At 40.4% G+C, this 21,020-nt stretch carries 16 protein-coding genes and 2 pseudogenes; 8 read left to right on the forward strand and 10 right to left on the reverse strand.

The features are described from left to right. The first annotated feature begins 63 nt into the window (after positions 1–63). Positions 64–1,290: a serine/threonine-protein kinase gene (locus tag V7K38_RS17940; RefSeq protein ID WP_334859751.1), complete on the forward strand. Its 1,227-nt coding sequence runs from the start codon at positions 64–66 to the stop codon at positions 1,288–1,290. Between the two features lie 341 nt (positions 1,291–1,631). Continuing rightward, positions 1,632–2,090 carry a rhodanese-like domain-containing protein gene (locus V7K38_RS17945; RefSeq protein WP_334859766.1) on the forward strand — a complete coding sequence of 153 codons (459 nt, stop codon included), beginning with the start codon at positions 1,632–1,634 and terminating at the stop codon, positions 2,088–2,090. Positions 2,091–2,164: 74 nt separating this feature from the next. Here the strand turns inward: V7K38_RS17945 and V7K38_RS17950 are convergent. Next, positions 2,165–3,467, reverse strand: a pseudogene (locus V7K38_RS17950) (NF041680 family putative transposase). Between the two features lie 449 nt (positions 3,468–3,916). Continuing rightward, a complete protein-coding gene (locus V7K38_RS17955; protein WP_334859752.1) occupies positions 3,917–4,420 on the reverse strand; it encodes a hypothetical protein in 504 nt (167 codons plus the stop codon). Between the two features lie 295 nt (positions 4,421–4,715). Between V7K38_RS17955 and V7K38_RS17960 the strand changes: the two genes are divergently transcribed. Next, positions 4,716–5,087: a hypothetical protein gene (locus V7K38_RS17960; protein ID WP_334859753.1), complete on the forward strand. Its 372-nt coding sequence runs from the start codon at positions 4,716–4,718 to the stop codon at positions 5,085–5,087. Between the two features lie 27 nt (positions 5,088–5,114). Beyond that, the gene (locus V7K38_RS17965; RefSeq protein ID WP_334859754.1) at positions 5,115–5,537 is read left to right on the forward strand and encodes a type II toxin-antitoxin system VapC family toxin; all 423 of its coding nucleotides are present in this window, start codon (positions 5,115–5,117) and stop codon (positions 5,535–5,537) included. Positions 5,538–5,922: 385 nt separating this feature from the next. Here V7K38_RS17965 and V7K38_RS17970 read toward each other — a convergent pair whose 3' ends face one another. After that, positions 5,923–6,300, reverse strand: a complete 378-nt coding sequence (locus V7K38_RS17970; RefSeq protein WP_334859755.1) for a DUF4337 family protein — start codon at positions 6,298–6,300, stop codon at positions 5,923–5,925. 4 nt (positions 6,301–6,304) lie between these two features. Next, positions 6,305–6,937 (reverse strand): TetR/AcrR family transcriptional regulator, encoded by a 633-nt coding sequence (locus V7K38_RS17975; protein ID WP_334859756.1) that lies wholly within the window; start codon positions 6,935–6,937, stop codon positions 6,305–6,307. 98 nt (positions 6,938–7,035) lie between these two features. Here V7K38_RS17975 and V7K38_RS17980 point away from each other — a divergent pair, with 98 nt between their 5' ends. The 4 genes from V7K38_RS17980 (at position 7,036) to V7K38_RS17995 (ending at position 12,744) form a co-directional block, all read left to right on the forward strand. Next, complete coding sequence (locus V7K38_RS17980) at positions 7,036–8,415, forward strand: HlyD family secretion protein (RefSeq protein ID WP_334859757.1); 1,380 nt, start codon at positions 7,036–7,038, stop codon at positions 8,413–8,415. Next, positions 8,412–10,370 carry an ATP-binding cassette domain-containing protein gene (locus V7K38_RS17985; RefSeq protein WP_334859758.1) on the forward strand — a complete coding sequence of 653 codons (1,959 nt, stop codon included), beginning with the start codon at positions 8,412–8,414 and terminating at the stop codon, positions 10,368–10,370. Before V7K38_RS17980 ends, V7K38_RS17985 begins: the two co-directional genes overlap by 4 nt. 114 nt (positions 10,371–10,484) lie before the next feature. Then, positions 10,485–11,591: an ABC transporter permease gene (locus tag V7K38_RS17990; RefSeq protein WP_334859759.1), complete on the forward strand. Its 1,107-nt coding sequence runs from the start codon at positions 10,485–10,487 to the stop codon at positions 11,589–11,591. A 34-nt stretch (positions 11,592–11,625) separates the two neighbouring features. Further along, entirely contained in the window at positions 11,626–12,744 is a 1,119-nt protein-coding gene (locus tag V7K38_RS17995; RefSeq protein WP_334859760.1) for an ABC transporter permease, read from the forward strand. Positions 12,745–12,988: 244 nt separating this feature from the next. Here the strand turns inward: V7K38_RS17995 and V7K38_RS18000 are convergent, their stop codons facing one another. The 6 genes and pseudogenes from V7K38_RS18000 to V7K38_RS18025 form a co-directional block, all read right to left on the reverse strand. Further along, positions 12,989–13,987 (reverse strand): group II intron reverse transcriptase, encoded by a 999-nt coding sequence (locus V7K38_RS18000; protein WP_334859761.1) that lies wholly within the window; start codon positions 13,985–13,987, stop codon positions 12,989–12,991. Between the two features lie 1,099 nt (positions 13,988–15,086). Beyond that, entirely contained in the window at positions 15,087–15,980 is an 894-nt protein-coding gene (locus V7K38_RS18005) for a hypothetical protein (RefSeq protein ID WP_334859762.1), read from the reverse strand. A 203-nt stretch (positions 15,981–16,183) separates the two neighbouring features. After that, complete coding sequence (locus V7K38_RS18010) at positions 16,184–17,410, reverse strand: phosphatase PAP2 family protein (RefSeq protein WP_334859763.1); 1,227 nt, start codon at positions 17,408–17,410, stop codon at positions 16,184–16,186. Positions 17,411–18,148: 738 nt separating this feature from the next. Beyond that, positions 18,149–18,295 carry a hypothetical protein gene (locus V7K38_RS18015; protein WP_334859764.1) on the reverse strand — a complete coding sequence of 49 codons (147 nt, stop codon included), beginning with the start codon at positions 18,293–18,295 and terminating at the stop codon, positions 18,149–18,151. 335 nt (positions 18,296–18,630) lie between these two features. Then, a pseudogene (locus V7K38_RS18020) lies at positions 18,631–19,128 on the reverse strand (dicarboxylate/amino acid:cation symporter); the annotation flags it as partial. Positions 19,129–19,346: 218 nt separating this feature from the next. After that, the gene (locus V7K38_RS18025; RefSeq protein ID WP_442940782.1) at positions 19,347–20,771 is read right to left on the reverse strand and encodes an LCP family protein; all 1,425 of its coding nucleotides are present in this window, start codon (positions 20,769–20,771) and stop codon (positions 19,347–19,349) included. Positions 20,772–21,020: the final 249 nt, after the last annotated feature.

Here is a 21,020-nt window from a genome sequence, read left to right on the forward strand (position 1 = left end):
TTGGTATCCAGGTACTGTGGCGAGGCTGGTTAAAATTGCACGACCTTTGTAAAGGCTGGCAGCTTGCAAAAGAGACTTAACGGGAAAAGTCAGATTGATGAACATCTTCCAGAACAACCCAAATGTGCAATCAAACAGCTATGTTTTCAAGAGGAAAACGCTGAGATTTGGCACAAGGCAGTCAAATTATTTCACGAGGAAGCACTTCATCTGAATGAATTAAAACACTCTCAAATACCAAAATTACTAGCGCAATTTGAACAAAACAAAAAATTTTATATCGTCGAAGAATTAGTAGATGGACAAACACTCGCCCAGGAATTGCAACAACAAGGTGTTTTTCAAGAACCGCAAATTTGGGAGATATTAAAAAGTTTGTTGCTCACACTCCAATTTGTCCATTCCAGACAAGTAATCCATCGAGATATTAAACCGGAAAATATTATGCGTCGTTCGGTTCGAGGAGACTTAGTTTTAATAGATTTTGGAGTTGCTAAACTCGCCACTAATACGAGGCAACTTCGTACAGGCACAATAGTAGGTAGTCCAGAATATATTGCTCCCGAACAAATGCGAGGAAAGGCATTACCAGCTAGCGATCTTTACAGCTTGGGTGTAACATGTATTTACTTACTCACCAATGTTTCTCCCTTTGATTTGTTCGATATTACTAACGATTGCTGGGTATGGCAAAAACATTTACCAGCAAACAATACTGTTAGTGTTCACCTCTGTGAAATCTTAGATAAACTTTTACAAAATGCCGTTTCTCAACGCTTCCAATCTGCAACAGAAGTGTTGCAGACACTAGAACAACCTAAGAAATTGCTAAATATTTCTAATTATTACACAGTAAGTACTATTGATTACACACATTTGCGTGGTTTATTAGCAAAAGGAAAATGGCAATCAGCAGATCAAGAAACTTGGGAACTGATGTCTCAAGCACTAGCAAAGCCTAGAGGTAGTTATATATTTAGTAGTGATGTTGAAAAAATTCCCTGTCCAGATTTGCAGGCTATTGACCATTTATGGGTGAATTCCAGTCATGGACGCTTTGGTTTTAGTGTACAGACACTTATTTACAAAAACGTCAATGGAGATTATGGTATTTTTTGTCATCAAGTTGGTTGGTATATATACAATTATACTTCTGCCAACTCGGAATTTGATTTTAGTCTCAAAGCACCAATCGGTCATTTACCCTCACGTATTTGGATTGGTGGTTCTCAACCGTGGCGATACCCCAATGCTTTAGCTGTAAAACTAGCAGCTTGTAGTATTAGTTAGTGGGATTGAATGAATGCACTCACTATAGAGTTCACGTATCTAAATGCCTGGATGGGGAGGAGGCGAAAAGCTGTGGGCGCGTAAGTGTAGAGATTGTAACAATGTTCAACTGTTTTCGTATGAGTAACCACCAGTGTAGTAAATTGTGGGCTTCCACCTCCGTCATGAGAACCTAGAAGTGATAAAACTGTGTAAAACAGAGATAGAGAAGTGGTTAAGTGACATCGGGTTGGAACTAAAACCGAGTAAAACAAGATTAGCTCATACCATGAACATACCTATACTCAGGAAGTCTAGGTACGTCACAACTATCTATGAAAAACGAAAGCATACTTTTACAAATGCAATCACTTACGTTTAAGTTTCTTAAACTTCTGATTAGATTGAAGTTTCCTAATGTTGAGGAAATTACAAGCAAGGAATTCGCTCAATTGCTATTAGATTCTGGAAAGCCATGGCCATTAGTGCTAGATGCACGAAGTCAGACAGAATATGCGGTGAGCCATATCGAAACAGCAACACAGATAGATCCTCTTATACCTGACTTAGCAGTACTTTCTACAGCGCCAAAAAACAACCCAATTGTCGTGTACTGTTCCGTTGGCTACCGTAGCGCCAAATTAGCCCAGCAGCTTAATGAAACTGGGATGAAGTGTATTTATAACTTGAGCCGTGGGATTTTTCAGTGGGCAAATGAAGGAAGGCTCATTTTTAGACACAATCAACCTACACAGTTTGTACATCCTTACAATGCAATCTGGGGAAAACTGCTGAAAGCTCGTTACCATGCTGGAGTTTAGACTAAGCCATGCAAAATGACTCAGCAGGGCTGAGTTAATCAGAGACGTAGTGAAATTATGAATAATCTTGAATATTAAACAGCAATTGATGGTTCTTTAGGTGGTGGTGTTACTGTTTTTTTAACAATGGGGCATCGGTTTTTACGGTGACGTTTTTTTCCTGGTGTCCAGCCTGGGGACTTTCCGCGAGATTTGGGTGCAACAGCAGGAGTGCCAATCACCGCGAAAACTCCACCCATAGCTTGAGCAACTCAACGAGCGAGTCAAATTACCCTGAGACTTCTGCCAAGGTAGAGGATTGTCAGTAACAATATCACGAGCTAACCATAACTCCCAAGTCATAAGAGGCATCAAATCACTCCAGCGCTCACATTGCTTGGGAGTGCTTAAATTTGGCACAGTCCAATATAGACGTTGCTTTAAAAAGCGATACCAATGATCAATTGTAAAGCGACGCAAGTAAAGACACCAAACTGACTCTAGGGGTGGCATTTGTTCTCCTACCCAAGCCAACCACAAAGGTTTGAACACTCTCATGTTACCTTGCGCATCGAGACGTTCAACCTTGAGCAGTAATATGGGCCGTGTAGGCGCTTTACGGAAGTGTAAATCTTTCCATGAGCTAACACGCACACGTCCTAATTTTGGGTCATTGACTTCTAAGATAGATGTCGCTTCACTCCATGTTATGGGTTCATTGAGTTTAAATTTATCACCATGCTTTTTGGGTCGCCCCTTCCCCGAATAAGCTCCAGGTTCACCCCATAAACATAAATTTGAACGTAACCGAACCAGAATATCTGCGGGAATATTCGCAGTTTTTAAGATAAAAGGCGCACAACCATATTCGCTATCCCAAACCGAAATCGGTCTGACAGGCAAATATTTACATACCTGTTTTAATTGCCAAATTGCTTTGCTAATTGGGCTTTCGGCACTTGTGATTCTTTCATGCCTTAAGGGTAATGCCCAACTCCCCTCATTTTCTGGTATCCAGGCAATTGTGCTATATCCCTGACCAATGGTAATCGGTTTATTTCCCGCTATGGATGTGCCACTATGTTCGTAAGTTCTTTCTTGTAATTTAACTGCATCTGGTCGTGACCAGTTCGTATGATCTCCTGCCAATAAAGGTCGCTCCACAGTTGGTATCTGTTTGATATATAGCTGCATCAATTTTTGTCGCTGTGGCCTGCTATCTTGTAGCGCCTCATAGATGCTTGGCCACTTGCGTCTAAATACTGGTGATAAGGATAAGTCGGCTATTGAATAAACATTGCGGGTCAGTAATATGGCATCTGTTAATTCAAAGGTCGCATCTTTGGCTCTACCTAAATATTGGTAGGCTACGTGGACGTTACTCTTCAAGTCTGGCACTTTTCATGTTGATAGGTGAGTAATGGTAGTTCTTTTCTCACCTTCTACCAAAAGGGGGGACTGTATTCAATCAGACACCCCTTTTTTCTTGCTCATTATCTAATCTCTATATGATAATGATAATCGATTAAGGGGAGTGGGAGAGAAACGAGCGGCGCTCGTTTCTCTCCCACCATTTCCATGATTATCATTATTGTATTATTTTCTCAGCAAGTATACTACACAATAATTGTTCAAGGTTGCGGATGCTTTGAGGCTGAAAAGATAATATTTTTAACCTTTAATTCCATTTGGTTTGCGTTCTCTCATATTGCTTTTAGTCTAAACTCCAGTCCCTAACCCCAGCTAGAAACAGTCAAATCGATGAATCAACTAAAAGTTCTGAGGTGGCAGTGGTTTTCCTTGGCTCTTAGGCACATTAACCACGTTTAAAGCTTTCGCAATTGCAATCACGTCATTACAGCGCTTCCGGCTATTATGCAATACAGTTTTCCTCTTGCCCCTCTCCTATCATAGCTTTCAGCTTTGAGGATGTACCTCATAGCTGCCGTAAGTGCTGTATCTAACTGTTGAGCTTTCCCATTGCCAGGACAACTGATATCTTTCGATTGTTGTTCAGCTAATTTAATAGTAGTTGTTGTACCAAAAGAAACAGATTTGGCACAGCCAAGTTTTACTGGCAAATTAGATAAAGGTTCAGCAATCTTTACGTCGCCCAAAAACTTTTCTGTCAATTTATGACTCAATTTACCTTGATTAGAACCTTTGCCATCAACATAATGAACTTCTCCGGTTGGTGATACATAAATCCGATACCCAATCGTATTCGTAGAACCACTATTGACGATAATAGCAACGTTATTGGGTACGAGCGCCATTGCTGATTGAGACAAGCAAAGCAAAAATGATACACCTGCTAAACCCAATAAGCTCTTAGAAAAAAGTCTATTCATATAATAAACATCCTAATGGATGAGTCAAAGGTGACAAAATTTAATGACCGATGTGCATCTAAATAAGTTTCCTTTATTTACTGATTTTAAATAGCTTATTCACTAGAAAGGTTTCGTCATACTTCTGTCATAAGTTTATCATAAGTGCGTTAAATTAATATGAGATGATTATTGATTGGACTTGAGTACTTCTCTGAACTTGAGTGGTAAACTTTGAGAAGAGCAATTTAAATTTTAAATACGATATTTCTGCGGGTTCATTGACAATTAAACATAATTTGCCCAAAAAACTATTATGAATTCTTTTTCATCTGCAACATCACAAGCTAGCAAAGATAATAACGAAGTCTTAGTAAATGTTATTGTCAAGCTTGAAGCTAATGGCAACTGTTCTGCCATTGTTCCAGGGTTGCCTGAATTACGAGTAGAAGCAAGCGATCGCACAGCAGCATTAGCCCAACTTCAGCAACGTCTAGAAACCCATCTAGCTGGTGCAGAAATTGTTTCTTTATCTATAAAATTACCCTCTACTGAGCAAAAAAACCCCTGGTTAGCAATGGCTGGAATTTTTAAAGATGACCCACAATTTGAGCAAATGCTCTCAGCTATAGAAAACTATCGACAAGAAGTAGACGACTCTATGGAAAACAATTTTCTCCAAGAGTAATTACATATTTGCTTAGGTATAAATCAAATGACCAGATCGATACTTGATACTGGCCACGTTTCGCTCTTACAACGAGGTCATCCAGTAGTGTTTAGTAGAGTAACCACTGTTAATCCTTCAGAAATTGCAGTCACAGTAATCACTATTATTGAGCAGATGTACGGTCGTTTGGATGTAATTAAACGAGCCAAATCAAAACAAGAATTAGTTAAAGCTTATGCTTTATTAAAAGAAACATTTAATCGCTTATGTCAAGCTAATATTGTTGACTTTAATGAAGCTGCGTTTTATATATATAACGAATTATTAAAGCAAAAAATTCGTGTTGGTACACAAGATTTAAGAATTGCTGCTATTGCACTTTCCTTAGATTGTACAGTTGTGACTCGCAATTTTAAAGATTTTCAGAAAGTCCCTAATTTGAAAATTGTAGATTGGTCAATTCCTTAAAGGGAATTTTTAGAAGTCTAACCAACACATGAGATGCCGATTTGTCAATTATTGTTCAGGGGGTTATTTTGCCCTCATATTCCGACTCCATAACACTCAACACGAATGGCACGCTTGATAAGGGAAAATCGTTGAGGCGTGCCGTGGTGCACAGGAGCAAAGGTGCAGGGGAGAAAGAAGAAGTTTTAAGCATTGCGTTCGGATACAGCACTTCCGCCTGCTATGAGGTACGCACACAGTCTCAAAAGTTAGGATAGGAAAGGGATATGGGTAAAATTGTGCTTCATAATAGCCGGAAGTGCTGTATTTAGAAATTCCCCTCTGCGCCCCTGCTCCTCTGCAATCCTTACGCTGCATACCCTTCAGCTTAACTTAGTGCCATTCGTTACTGGGTGCTAGTTTTTTCCGAGTTAGCAGGGGTAGCTATTCCATGATGTGGTAAGGTTCCTGCAACCATAAACCCAATCCCGATGGTTGCTATCCCCAAGCCTACATACCAAACAATCCGTTTCTGAGTCAGAGCGGCTATGCCTCCCATCGAAATTCCGACTTGCAATGCTGCTACACTACGGGCAAATAGCTCATGATGCTGTAGATCCTCCTCGGCTTCTAATTGCAACTTCTCAGCTTCTTGCTGAATAAGTTGTTGTTCGCTATTGAGTTTAGCGAGTTCACTGCTGGTTTTCGCCGGAACTGGTTTTTGCAGAGATTGTAGTAAAGTTGCTGTCGATTCTTCAATATGACGCTTGGTAGATTTAGCCATTACATCATTTCGTTGTATGGGCAAGTACTAAACTCATTAAACTATCTATGATGCGCTCGCGTGACAATGACATCATTTCTTTCCCATATAGTATCTCCTGCACCATCACATAAGATACCATTGAACCAAAAAAGATTTGTGCTGTTGCTTCTGGATCGGTAATGCCTAATTCTGGCTGAGAGACAAAATACTGGCTCAGTAATTGCAGTCCACGCTGAATCACGGTTTGAGTATATAATTTTGCCAATTCTGGAAAGCGTTGCGATTCGGTGATAATCAAGCGAAATAGTGCTAAATATTCAGGATTTTCAGCAACTTTTGTTAGATAGGTTTCAGCAATTTCACGTAACAAAATCGCTGGCTCACCATCTAAATCTTGTCCACAAAAAATATCTCGAAAGCTACCAATTGTCACTCTTTCTATCAACGCCTTAAATAGTCCTTCTTTATCTTGAAAGTGACTGTATATAGTCTGCTTAGATACTCCAGCTTCCGCGCTTACCCGATCCATACTAGTTCCAGCGTAACCATCCTTCAAAAATACCTGCATGGCTCCTAGCAAAATTTGCTCTTGTTTTGGAGTAATCGCTTTTAAACGAAATAAAGTTTCAGGTTGGGAACCAGAGGTTTTGGGCATAGACGTAAATTTTTTGGTATATCTCTGTAATATCATACTATACAGTCTAGTATGATAGTCCAAGTAAGTATTTAATGATAAAAATAAAGGGTAGCACCATGTCTCAGACTGCCTCGACATCTCCAGAAGGGATTATAAATGTTCCAGCACCACGATCTAAGCAGGGACGGAAGAAAACGATTTTTTTGTTGTTAGCTTTACTGGTTATAGGAAGTAGTATTACTTATTTTATTTGGCATAATAAACACCAAGTACCAGCGAATGTGTTGAAAGTGAGTGGAAGGATTGAGGGTTACGAAACTGATATTGGGGTGAAGCGTTCGGGAAGAATTGTTGCAATTGCAGTGCGGGAAGGGGCAGGAGTTAAGAAGGGGGAAGAATTAATCCAGTTGGATAACACTAACAACCAACTGCTACAAGAACAACTGCGGGGTGCTGAGGCTATGGTTGCATCTGCCCAATCTGATGAACAGCAAGCAATTTCCGATGCGACTCAAGTAGAAAGTGCAATAGATGAAATTGATAGCCAAATTAGGGAAGCAAAACTTAATTTTCACCAATCTCAAGGAGATACCGAAGGAAGAATTCAACAGGCAAAGTCTAACGTAGCGGCTGCTAAGGCACAATTATTACAAGCACAGGCACAGACAAAGCAAGCAGAGGCAGAAGTAAAATTAGCGAAAATTAATCGCGATCGCTATGCCGAACTAGTCAAAGAAGGCGCTGTTAATCAACAACAATTTGACCAAGCACAGACTACTTTTGATACAGCAGTAGCCACAATAGAAGCTCGAAAAGCATCAGTAAATGCCGAACAGGAACAATTACGTGCTGCTGTCGGAGCCTTAACCCAAGCTAAAACCACAAGTTTCAATCCAGAGATTCGCAATGCCCAAACAGAAGCTTTAAAAAGAAAAAAAGACCAGAGTTTTGCTCAACTGAAATCGGCTCAAGCCAAGGTAAAATCGGCTCAGGCAAAAGTAAGAGATGCCAAGTCATCAAAACAGCAAATCCTCACCCAAATAGAAGACTCGAAAAAAGATTTAAATGTTACTAGTCCTTTAGATGGTGTAGTAACTGCCCGTAGTGCAGAACCAGGTGCAGTAGTCAGCAGTGAAACCAAGATTTTGACAATAGTTGACCCCAAGACAGTATATTTGCGAGGTTTTATTCCCGAAGGCGATATTGGGAAAGTGCGTTTAGGACAAACAACCAAAATCTTTCTTGATTCTGCGCCCGAAAAACCTCTCATGGGCAAAGTTATTTCTGTCGATCCTCAAGCCTCTTTTACCCCAGAAAATATCTACTTCCAAAAAGATCGGGTAAAACAAGTAGTAGGCGTGCGGATTCAATTAGAAAACCCTCCTGGCTGCTTTAACCCAAAAAATCCCTACTCTGGTTCAGATTTGCCCTGTGCAAAAATTGGAATGCCAGCAGATGCAGAATTGATGTTGCAGGATAAGGAGGCAAACAAATGAAATTATCAACTTCCAACCCACTGCAATTATCTAGTCACTCAACCACTACGATTAAAGTTAGTAATTTACATAAACATTACGGAAAACTAGTTGCTGTCCAAGGAATTGATTTTACTGTCAATCAGGGTGAAATGTTTGGCTTAATTGGCCCTGACGGTGCGGGTAAAACCACTACCTTTCACATCTTAGGTGGAGTGATGGAGGCGACGGCGGGAGAAGTGCAAGTATTTGGTCAGCCTCCAAGGGACGCACGTTTAAGGACCGGGTATCTCACACAACAGTTTTCCTTGTATTTGGATCTCAGCATTGATGAAAACTTGCGTTATGCGGCAGGATTGCGTCAAGTCAGCGATGATTTATTGCAAGAACGCCGCCAGAAATACTTAAAATTAATGAGTTTAGAACGGTTTGGCGATCGCTTGGCAAGCCAACTTTCCGGGGGGATGAAACAAAAGCTGGCGCTTTGCTGTGCTTTGGTTTCCCAACCAGACGTGCTGTTACTAGATGAACCGACTACAGGGGTAGATCCAGTTTCCCGGCGGGAATTTTGGGATGTATTAGCAGAACTTTCCGCTAATGGGATGACAATTGTTGTCGCCACACCCTATCTAGATGAAGCTGAACGGTGCGATCGCGTCGCATTGATGTACAGCGGTCAAATTCACGAAATTGGTACACCAGCAGCATTACGTGACAATTTAGGCTTACATCGCTTAGAAGTCAGAACAGCAAATCTAGAGATAGCCGAGAAACTTCTCTTACAGAATCAGAATGTGCAGAAAAATATAGTCGATGTGCAGACATTTGGCGATCGCTTGGATGTTCTAGTTCAAGATGTAAATCTCGGAGAAACCCAGGTAAATCAACTACTACAACAGCATCACCCCAGTATTGAACGTGGCGAACCCACCTTAGAAAACGTCTTTGTCACCCGTCTGCGACAACAAGGTTCAGCGCCGGCATTTTTGGACTTTCCTCGTTCGCGTGGAGGAAATAGGGAACAATTCAAGCCTCAAAATTCTTCCGATCAAATCGCTATTTATGCCCACAATATTAACCGTGTATTTGGTAACTTCCAAGCAGTCAAAAACGTTAATGTCGAAGTCCGCTATGGCGAAATATTCGGGCTTTTAGGTGCGAATGGAGCCGGAAAAACCACTACTATTAAAATGCTGTGTGGATTACTACCAGCTAGTGGCGGTGAAATTTCCCTTGGTGGTGAAACGGGAAATCTGCGTAGTCGTGACTTACGACGACGCATTGGTTATATGAGTCAGAAATTTACTCTTTACGACGATTTAACAATTCTGCAAAACCTAGAGTTTTATAGCGGTATTTACAGCGTACCCCGCAAACTTAGGCGAGAGAAGATTGATTGGGTAATTGCTACCTGTGGTTTAGAGGGACAAGAACAGATGCTTACCGGACAATTACCGGGTGGTTGGAAGCAGCGAGTAGCTTTTGGCGCTTCTGTGATGCACGAACCAGATATTTTATTCCTCGATGAACCAACATCCGGGGTAGATCCTTTAGCCCGTCGTCAGTTTTGGAAGCTGATTAATGACTTTGCTCGCAATGGTACAGCTATTTTGGTGACAACGCACTATTTAGAAGAAGCTGAACAGTGTAACCGCATGAGTTTTATGGTAGCCGGAGAAATCGCCGCAGAAGGTTCGCCTAGTTCTATCAAAGCTTCTCAGCCAGGACAACTTATAGAGATTATTGTCAACCAAAATCAAGCCGCCTCCAAAATACTTAAACAACATCTTGATTCGTGGCGGGTTTCTATTTTTGCCAATAGTTTACACATTGTTCTTGATGAACCGGAAAAAGAAATTCCCGAAATAACTCAGCTTTTAAAATCAGCACACCTGACTATTGAATCTCTGCGTCCCATTCCTTTCTCTTTGGAAGATGCTTTTATTGGTATCGTTGAACGTGCAGGAACAAACTAAAATAATTCGTAATTAATTAAGACTTACACACTGTACAAATTGGCTATTATGTGCGTGACGATTGGTTCAGAACATGAGTTTGTTAGTTCAGAGACCTATTATTGTATTTCTCCAATGAAAAGAATTTTTTCTCAATGTATTAAGGAAATAGCGCAATTTCGGCGCGATCGCTTAACTTTAGGTTTAGCATTTTTGTTGCCGTTTTTGACTCTATTGATTTTTGGGTTTGCGATTCGTTTAGAGAGTAAAGATATTCCCCTAATTGTCCAGGATTTTGACCGGACAAACCTGAGTAGAAGCTATATTGAGCGGTTGTATTCCACCAATCAATTTGTACCTAAACAATGGTCAGATAATAATCCGCCACAGGATGCAATCGATAAGAGTATTGCTAAAGCCGCAGTAATTATTCCTCCCCAATTCAGTCGAGATATTCAAGCTCGGAGAAATGCAAAGGTGCAAGTATTAATCGATGCCACAGATGTTAATAATGCACGTGTAATTAGAGGGAGCATTCAAAGAGTCACTAATTTCTTTATGCAAGATCAAGGACTAATATCAGATACAAGTATTATTACAGCACATGTCCGTTTGTGGTTTAACCCTGGTAGATTGGAGTCGCTGTATATTGTACCGGGAACCTTTGGTGTAGTCTTATGGATTTTTCCCTCATTGCTAACAGCGATCGCAATGGTGCGCGAAAAAGAAAAAGGTACAATTTTACAAGTTTATGCTTCTAGCATTAGTGCTAGTGAACTGTTACTTGGAAAAGGACTAGCTTACCTGCTAATTGCTATTACTGAAGCTTTAATAGTCATGGGATTAGGGTCAATAATTTTTCATATCGGCGTAATTAGTAACCCTATTACTTTATTACTAGGAACTCTACTCTTCTTGATGGATAGTGTTTCCTTTGGTTTACTTATAGGTGTACGCACCGATAACCAAAATTCCGCAGTCCAAATTGTTTCTCTTGTCGGTTTTATTACATCTTTATTATTGTCTGGTTTTATTTATCCACTCAGTAATATTCCTTTTCCCCTTTCACTAATGCCTAACATATTTCCTGCCCGTTATTATATTGAAATCAGCCGTGATGCTTTTGTGCGTGGTACAGGATGGACAGGAGTTTGGTTTGACTTACTCATGCTTGCAGTTTTAGGATTGGTATTTTTCAACGTAGCGCGTCGGCTGTTAAGTCGGATGCAAATTAGTCAATAGTCATTAGTAGTTAATCATGAGCTATTAAACATATATGAAAATTTGGCGATTATTTGATAGTCCATTTTGGTCATTAGTTCGTAAAGAAATTAATCAAATTCTGCGAAATAGACAATTGATTGTTTTATTAATTGTCCCACCAACAGTACAATTATTGCTTTACGGATTTGCACTTAACCCGGATGTCCATAATTTACGACTGGGTGTAATTGACTATGCCAATATCTCCGCCAGTCGGGAATTAGTTTCAGCAATGACATCCAATCACACTTTTAACTTAGAATCTCTACCAACCAGTGAAAAGGATTTAAGCCAACAAGTAGAAGAAGGTAAGCTAGATGTAGGGATAATAATTCCACCAGATTTTCCCCGCCAACTAGCTAATAAATCAGCAGAAATTCAAATATTTGTCGATGGAGTAAATGCAAATACGGCGGGGATTGCTGCTAACTATATCAATCAGATTATTCAAGAATATAATCTCAGCTTAGTACAGAATAAAGTCAGTACACCAGTTTCGACAGAAGTCGTTTTTCTTTACAATCCCGGACTCACAAGTAGCTGGTTTTTCGTACCAGGGGTTATGGGTTTAGTTCTGACACTAATCGGCACATTAGTATCAGCAGTAACTGTTGTGCGCGAGAAAGATACAGGAACTTTAGAGCAATTATTAATGACTCCCTGTAGTAATTGGGAAATTTTATTAGCTAAAATTGTCCCGTTGGCATTCTTGCTTATGGGAGACGTGCTACTAGCTTTAACTTTGGGAACACTTGTATTTAGCGTACCATTTCGTGGTAGCTTTCTACTATTTATTGTCTTGTCAAGTGTGTATGTCTTTGTGGGGATTAGTTTGGGCATTATGTTGGCAACTATTTGTGGTTCTCAACAACAAGTGTTACTCACATCGTTCTTTATAAATTTGCCAATTATCCAAACTTCTGGAGCAATATCTCCCATTGAAGCTATGCCTCCTTTATTTCAATTTATCTCTTTATTTAATCCACTTCGTCATTACATCACCATTGTTAGAGGTATTTTACTCAAAGGAGTTGGTTTAGATGTGCTGTGGTTAAATGTGTTAGCATTGATTTGTTTTGCTGTTGTTCTATTAACTATTAGTATTAACAAGTTTCGGAGTCAGCTAAGTTAAACAAGGGAGCAATGCTCTAACAGTGAGGTACAAAATCTAGGTAATATAAATTACCTAGATTCTGAGCGGTCGCTACTTAGAAAAGGCAAAAACAGGGAACTTCGACCTCGGTTTATTGGGAATATGCCCTGGTAATTGAGATATAAAATCATTAAACTCAGCAAGGTTGTCACCAACCCTGCTGGTCTTCAAAACCGTGCTTGATATTTTCACATCACACGGCTCCTCAATAATTTGATGCTTGTTATGCATACCTACTACCAAAGATGGTAGTTTTCATATCATGGCAATGTCTGTGAAGTAGTTGTAGATTTTTGTAATCATTCCTTCCACCTTTCAATTTAGGAATAATGTGGTCAACTTCCATCACATCATCTTCTCTAAAGTGTAGTCCGCAGTGGGTACATTTCCCTTTTTGTGACTTAAGAAGTGTTGTTACTCTTAATGGTAATAGGGGATTCTTACCTCTTCTTTCACTCCAATAAACTAAGTTTCCATCAAAAGGGGAATTTTTACCTTGTACCTTAATATGTCTGACAATTTCTGTTTTGGCATACTTAAGTAGTGTAAAGGTTATTTTCCCTTCATACTTTGTTGAAAATACCCAGTTATTATTGCCAACCGTTCCCCAATATTTGCTGGTAATCCAGCTTTTTGACTTATCAGGGTGGCGACGTTTTGCCCAAGCTTGAAGTTTTTGGAATATGAGATGGTCTAATAAGGCAAATATTTCTTTACTCACAACCGATGAATAATAATTCGTCCATCCTCTAACAAGAGGATTTAGTCGTTTTATTAGTGCCTCTTGAGGGGCTGATTTGTGAGTGTCGATAGTCTTGCAGATTTCATCGTAATGTTCCTTTATTGCTTTCTCACTTGGCTTAATGAGTGTTTTAAAACCTAGTAACTTTCCCCTTGGATTTTTGCCTGAATGTGTTTTCCCTACATGGTATTGCCTGACATTGAATCCTAAGAAATCAAAACCTCCTGTGTTAGTGGAACTTTGTGTACGTATGTTATGTTCAGGATTCAATGTATGAACAATCTTCGTTTTACTAGGTTTTAGTTCTAGACCCATTTCTTTCAACCATTCAATTATCCTCTGTTTGCATTCGTCAATTACATCGAGACTTGGGTGAATAATGATAAAATCATCGGCATATCTTATGAACGATAATGCATAACGATTCTTTCTCTTATTTCCTGGTAAGGAATCAGCAACTTTGTTGATTTCCTCTTCCATTCCATGTAATGCGATATTGGCTAGTAGAGGAGAAATTACTCCTCCTTATGGAGTACCTTCTTTTGTTGGCGACCATTGATGATTATCAAATATGCCTGCTTTTAACCATTCCTTTATTAGGCGGTTTAGGGTTGGGAACGTATTGATTTTCTTGAGTAGAAACTATTGTGAGTACGTCAGCATATTTTGAACATTACATTCAAGCTTTCGCTTCTTACTCAATCTCTTCCTCTACCGCATCCGGTTAGCACCTACTCTGAGTGTTCGACCTCTCAGAGAGTAGGTAGAGGATTACTTCGTTCCGAATGACAATTCTATATATCTTTAGAGCGATGCTATTCACCGGGTTTACTGGGAGTGCTACTGGTCAAAGATCGACTTGCCAGCCCCTTATATCCTTCACCTTTTGGTTGTAGCGGCAGCCTGATTTCGCTACTTTTTTGTAACGGTGATTCAAACGCATCTTTAAGCGATCGCTTTACTCATGGATACTATGCTTGATGGATACCAATTTAGGCTATCAGTAGAGCCACCTTTCATTCCCGCTTTACGGATTGATGGCTAGTCGCTACCGTAGGGAAAGTGCTTTCAATCCTGCACCTGGATGGTAGGTTTTGCACCTACATTGTCATTAAGTTGTCAGGGTTAATCACCCTGCGGCTAATCCTTCAGAACCCTTCTGGGCTTGATTTCTAGCCAACGAATCGCACCGACCTCACAAAATCGCGTTGCTCCCACAGACAAGGGAGTTAATAGTGAAAGCGTGATCAACTAACCCTCGTAAATTGGCGAAGGTATTGCTATGGGAGCAATGCGATTTTGTGAGGTGCGAAAAATTGGTAATATAAATTACCTAGATTATTGGCGAACGGTACTTAGAAAAGCTAAAAACAGGGAAGTTCGACCTCGGTTTATTGGGAATAAGCCCTGGTAATTGAGATATAAAATCCGATCTCACATTTTCGCATTGCCCCCTCTCACGGTAGCGATCGTACTAATCAACAGGATAAGGAAGGCGGGTGTAAGCATTAGACATCTGGTGAAAAAGAATGTAGAGAAACGTAGCACTGCTACGTTTCTCTACAAAGTTTCTGCATAACTACTTAGGATGATATAAATTTGCTTGAGGAACAAAAGAGAAACGTGTCAGCACGTCGTTGATAAATGTAAATCTAGTGGAAGCATCTGTATTAAGCGTAGCGTACACAAATTCTACAACCTTTTGCTGCTTAAACACTGAAGGTTGTACAAAAGTAGGCTGACCATAGATCGATATCGCCTGCTGCGGGTTCATCCCAATTCGGATACGTTGGTAAGCAGTCCCACTTTTTGGCATTCCTGGTTCTGCTGGGAAGATAATTTGCAGAATTTTGTCTGGAGTTTCCAATCCTATATTCATACCCTCGACTCGACCATCTGTAAGAATTATATTTACTGGTAGCTGACCATCTTTTATGTATGTGAGTCGCTCAAGTTTGTAAATAGAAATGTCATTGCGCTGCTCAGATAAAGGCTCGCCCATCAATTTCAGCACCTGTTGACGGCTCATCCCAATTTTAACGCCCTGAGCAAAAGGAGGAATATTATTAGTAGTTATGGTTTTGACTTCGCAAGCAATCCCTGACAGATAACCATCAATCATTGAGACTTTAGTGATAACTGGCTCTTGGCGATAATTCAGAATTTCAAGTTGCATATCTGAATTGGAAAACACCTTGATATCAGTTGGTTTTCCCATCACCTTTTCCACTTCGGCTTTAGTCATACCTTCGTATAACAGGCTAGATTTAAGCGGTTGACGCTCAATTTTAATATCACTAAGGATTTTCGGCAAAAAGGAAGGTTTGTTATCACCTTGGGAATCAGTGTGAACTTGATTCTGCCTGGGGATGGCAGTTTGAGCCATTAAGGGTGTGCCGGTAGTTGTGAGACTGAAGGCCACAATGCACCAATGAAGGCACAGTTTTACTGGGATGATCTTTTGTAATTGCATGATAGTAATTAGTTAACCACAGATAGACACTGATAAAGCTGTAGTTTATCGGGATAAGCACCGCTATGTTGGTAATTAATAAAGGACGCTGACTCAAAGTCCAATCACCCCAAATAAATCAAGCAACCTTAAGCTGTTGTGCATGTAAGTTACATACACAACATCTGATTTTGTAGAACTTCTAAACCAATGCTTTGGAAGGTTTATTTGCTTGAGGGAGCAGAATCTACCTGATCTAACGGAGCGATTGGGGCAGAATTATTTACATTACCTGTACTTGGAGCTGGATTTGGATCAGAGAAAGTAGCTGGAGCGTTCCTGTCTGTTGGATTAGGATTGACAGTTGTTGGTCTAACAGGGCCAAGTATTGTTGTACTAGCTGCGGGGATATTGATCAGTGGAGCGGGTGGATTCTTCACGACGGGAGCAGTTGTAAACTGACCGTTCGGCGTTATGGGCGCTAAGATGATCCTCAGTTTGCCAGGATTACTTGGATCTGAACTCAATTGTGGCCCTACACTAATGGTGGCTCTCTTTCGCGCGAGGGTAGTAGTCGGTGTACCATTAGAATTAAACGACGGTGGACGACTATACACAGAAGCAGCAGTATTGCCACCAAGTGGGGAAGTGTCATCTCTATAACCCCTCACTACTGCACTACCAATGGTATACCCCAAGGCTTCACCAGCTACTGAGTCAGAGTAGTAATGTACACCTCCTTGTCTGCGAGCAAGGGAAGATTCTCTACCCAAAGCAACAAAGTTCTCCACTGGTTCTTCAGGAAAACATGCGGGGCCTACAGCCATAAATACACCAGCGGAGGTGGAGTGACCAGAGGGATAAGACGGGTGGTAAGGTGTAGGTAGCTTGGGATTATCAGCTCGAAAAGCATAACCAGTCACTTGATCGGGGCGGGGACGCAGATACATGAATTTGTTGTACCACGCAGATAGAAGTCCAGCATAGATACCTTCGTTCAACATGGCGCTACAACGCGCTGCCAAGGGTGGACTGTATTTATAAAGTTGAACTAAATGGTCAAAATAGTAGTTGTAATTTGAAGCAGGTGGGTCAAAGTTCCAACGAGTGATAGTGTTGATCACATCGGGATTGTTACGAGTAGCTGCTAATTGGTTCAATTCCCTTAGTTCATCTGCGGTTTGGGCAGAGGTATTAGAGGGCGGTGCGGGAAGGATGAACTGGTCAAATTTTCTCACCGGATTCTGGGGGATCACCCAGTTGGGAGCAGTAGGAGTAACAATCTGCGAATCGTCTAGGGCTGATGGAAACTGGGGATTTGTGAAAGTATTTTTAGGGTTAAAGCGTACACTATCAGGCTGATTAGGAACTTGAGCATGAGCCGCTGGGATGGCCGCCAAAAAAAGCATAGATGCAGCAGATATACTCTTAATAAAAAACAAATTTTTCATTATTGCCAGTGGGTAGAAAATACTAAATGTGTCGGACAAAAGACTGGAGATTGAAGAAGAATTGAGAAGGATACCTGGAGACGTTTCCGTGAGATGCGGTCAGAATTGAGAATTAATTCTGACGACTGACTCCTGAATTCTGTTTCGATAATCTAAATGATCGCCGTTATCAAAAATTATTTGTAAAGTAGGGATTAAGGCTGTGTAGGTTAGCGAACTAGTGCAGTAGATGAGTTTCCATAAGAAACTAACCTCGATTATCACAAGGTAAGATATAACATCTACTTAACTTTGCTGGATAGGCTAACTTAAACATAACGGACAATATATATCAGTTAGCCTTTTAAAACTTACTTTATAAATGATCTATCAGGAACATAAAACGTTGTTGGTAACAGCATATTTGTTTCCAGTCCTTTTGAAAATCTATCTTAAGATAGATAAAGATATAATTTTTGTGTGATAGGCCTGGGGTTAAACTAGCGATCGCGCGAAAATAGCGTTAAGGTGCACAGCTAACTGAACTATAGATTAATCCCCTTTTTCTCTGCCACATCATCTATTCTCAATATGGAATCCACCAACGCTTATTTTTGCCGACCAATGGTCGGCATCATCAAAGAATGGACTGATTGATTTGACCAACAGGGGCGATTGCTCTTAAGGTGGTCGAAACAGCGCCATCACTGAACTATTTCACTCTTGATCCCAGTTTACCTAGACGCACCTATATGTGTGTCATTCAGCTATTGATAATTCTGATGATGTTGGCTGTTGTTCGGATTGAATGAATTCGGTCTTAATTGGTTTTCCTATTGTTTTAGGAGGTTGTGGTCTATTTTCTCTAGGTTGTGTTTCGGGTTGTGGGTTATCATTCTCGCTCATGTTAATTTATTTCCTTTGTAGCTTTAATCATTTGGTAGAGGAAGAAGTTCAGTTCAGGTAGGAAATTTCTGTGATGACGATTATGACTTCAAGAGATGTCATCTCAATTCCATAATCCTGTTTAAAATCTTGTTAAAGAAGTTTTCAACATTTAATTAACAGTTTGAATTTGGGATTGGAACTATGTTCCCAAATTAAGCTACAAGAGTTTAGAGAGAAGTTACGGAAAATTTTTGGCGATATTTCTTCTGAAGATATGGTTGACGGTAGGCATCAAAGTAAGATCAGATAGTTGCATAGTATAAGGAAGTTTAGGCAGGAGATGAATTTAGTAGTTAAGCTTCGTCCCCAGTCTGAGGGTTTTTGCCATCTAGCAAAGCACTAACAGTCATATTACCCATAACATTGATTGCCGTCCGGCAGCGATCTAAAAACCAGTCAACAGTCAGGAGTAAAGCAATATACTCCTTGGGTAAGCCAACGGAATTGAATACCAGTGTCATTGTAACTAATCCCGCCTCTGGAATTCCGGCTGCGCCAACGGATGCAAAAATCGAAGTCAGAATCACAACTAATTGCTGTCCTAAATTCAAATGTAGTCCTAAGACTTGGGAGATAAACAAGGCAGACATGGCTTCGTAAAGGGCTGTACCATCATTATTGAAATTTGTGCCAACTAAAGCGCCTAAAGATGCAGAAGATTGTCTTAAGCCAATTTTAGTTTGTAAAACCTCAAAGGTGATGGGCATTGCGACCGTTGAGGAAGCAGTGGAAAAAGCTGTTAAGAGGGCAAAAGCTGTTAAGAGGGCATCAGTTCCGCCAGCAAGAAAGTTCTGCTAATTCATCCCGCATTTATGCTCCCCCGAATATTTATCTGACTTTTCACGGTAAGTTCTCAAACAACCAAACAACGCGGCTTTTTCCACAGGCTTATTCTCAATAATCTTAGATTAATGAAAATACGTAAGGGAAAATCGGGGTTTGGGAAAACCCTCAAAATGACCTTTTCCACATCCCGCCTAATAATTCTAATAATATAGATGATATATAGTCAAGGTTTGCTCTGCTGCTTTAGAGTATCTGCGCTCGCTTGCAACGAATCTTTCCCGACCTGAATACTGACATCAGAGTAGAGATTGCCAGTGCTTTCGACTCGTACTTCCCCTAAATTTAAAGCGTTGCGAATTGATTCAGCACTGTCGCCATCTCCTTGTTGGGCAATAATGCGAGTTACTTCTAGCGGCTCACCCCAGCTTTTAGTAATATAAATGTTGTGATAACCAGCTTTTTCCAAGATTTTGATTAATGGATGCAGGTTAGCTTGATTAGTGCCTGTACTGTCTTGAAATGCTATTCGTAAGCTAGCGGTATGATGAACTACTTCTGCTTTGGGTTCTGAGTCTAAATCAAAGTACTTAGCCATCATCGCACCAATGTGTCGGTTGTCTGCTATCCAGTAGCTAGCATCATATTCTTTCTTTTCGCTAAATCGACCAGGCACCATCAACATCTGCATATTGGAGCGATGGGTTTGCACCATAAAATCCAACAGCGCTACTAATTCTTCTACTGTTAAGTTGGAATCTATATGTTCTTTAACTATGTCAAGTATTTTAGGCAGTTGACTCAGAGTTGCTGGGTTGAGAGTTTGATCGGTTAAAGCACTAATGACCATTTGCTGCCGTTGAATGCGACCAATATCTCCCAATTCATCATGGCGAAAACGCAAAAGTTGTAACGCTTGCTCGCCATTTAGATGTTGCTTACCTGCCTTTAAATTGATGTACAGGTGCTGGGAATCATCTCGGTATTTCATATTCTTTGGTACGTAGACTGTCACACCACCCAAGGCATCGACTAACTTGCTGACTCCCAAAACGTTAATTCTGATATACCGATCAATTTCCACTCCATCCAAGAGATTACTGACTGCTGTACTGGTCAAAGCCGGACCACCATAAACATTGGTAGCATTAATTTTGGTCATACCATGCCCAGACACCTCTATGCGGGTATCTCTAGGAATGGAAAGCATAATTAATTTTTTCTTTTCTGGCTCAAATCGCAGTAAAAGCATCACATCCGAAAGACCATCAAAGGAATTTAGTTCCGGCTGATATCTCATGTGTAGCGTTTCTGGGGGCGGGTTTTTAATGTCTGGTGGCAGCACACTCATCCCCAAAACTAAAATGTTCACAGGGCGACTTAATGCAGAAAATTGTAGTCCACTCCCAGTAATCCCTTCTCCATTAAAGGCTGCTTGCTGTTGTTGATTTAGCTGAGTTTTCTGCAAAGGCTTGCTGGTGAAAGAAACTGCTAACAGCGTGCCCGCGATCGCTGCTCCCATTGCTACACCACCTATCCTCAACCAAAACCACAGCGAACTTCTTAGTATTGGCTTTTTGGCATTTTTGTTACTTTGTTTAAACGCTTTTCCCGAATGGTTTTCTCCTGCTGGCATTCTTTTACCACTCACTGCTTAGATTTGGACTAGACAGTTTGTGCTTGTCAATCCAAATTTCAAGCAGACAAGCCAAACCATAATAGCTTACTCTCAAATTATCTTTTAGCCAAAATCTAATCTGACTCAGAGTAGTAGCAACCAATTCTGAATGCTGCTAAACAATTTCGGTTCTTCAGTACTTGTTATGCTAAATTATTAACATATAGATATTAAACGATGTCAAAAAATGTATCAATAATCTGTTAAAAGTACTACAAGGAT

Source organism: Nostoc sp. (assembly GCF_036917465.1).
Taxonomy (GTDB): Bacteria; Cyanobacteriota; Cyanobacteriia; order Cyanobacteriales; family Nostocaceae; genus Nostoc.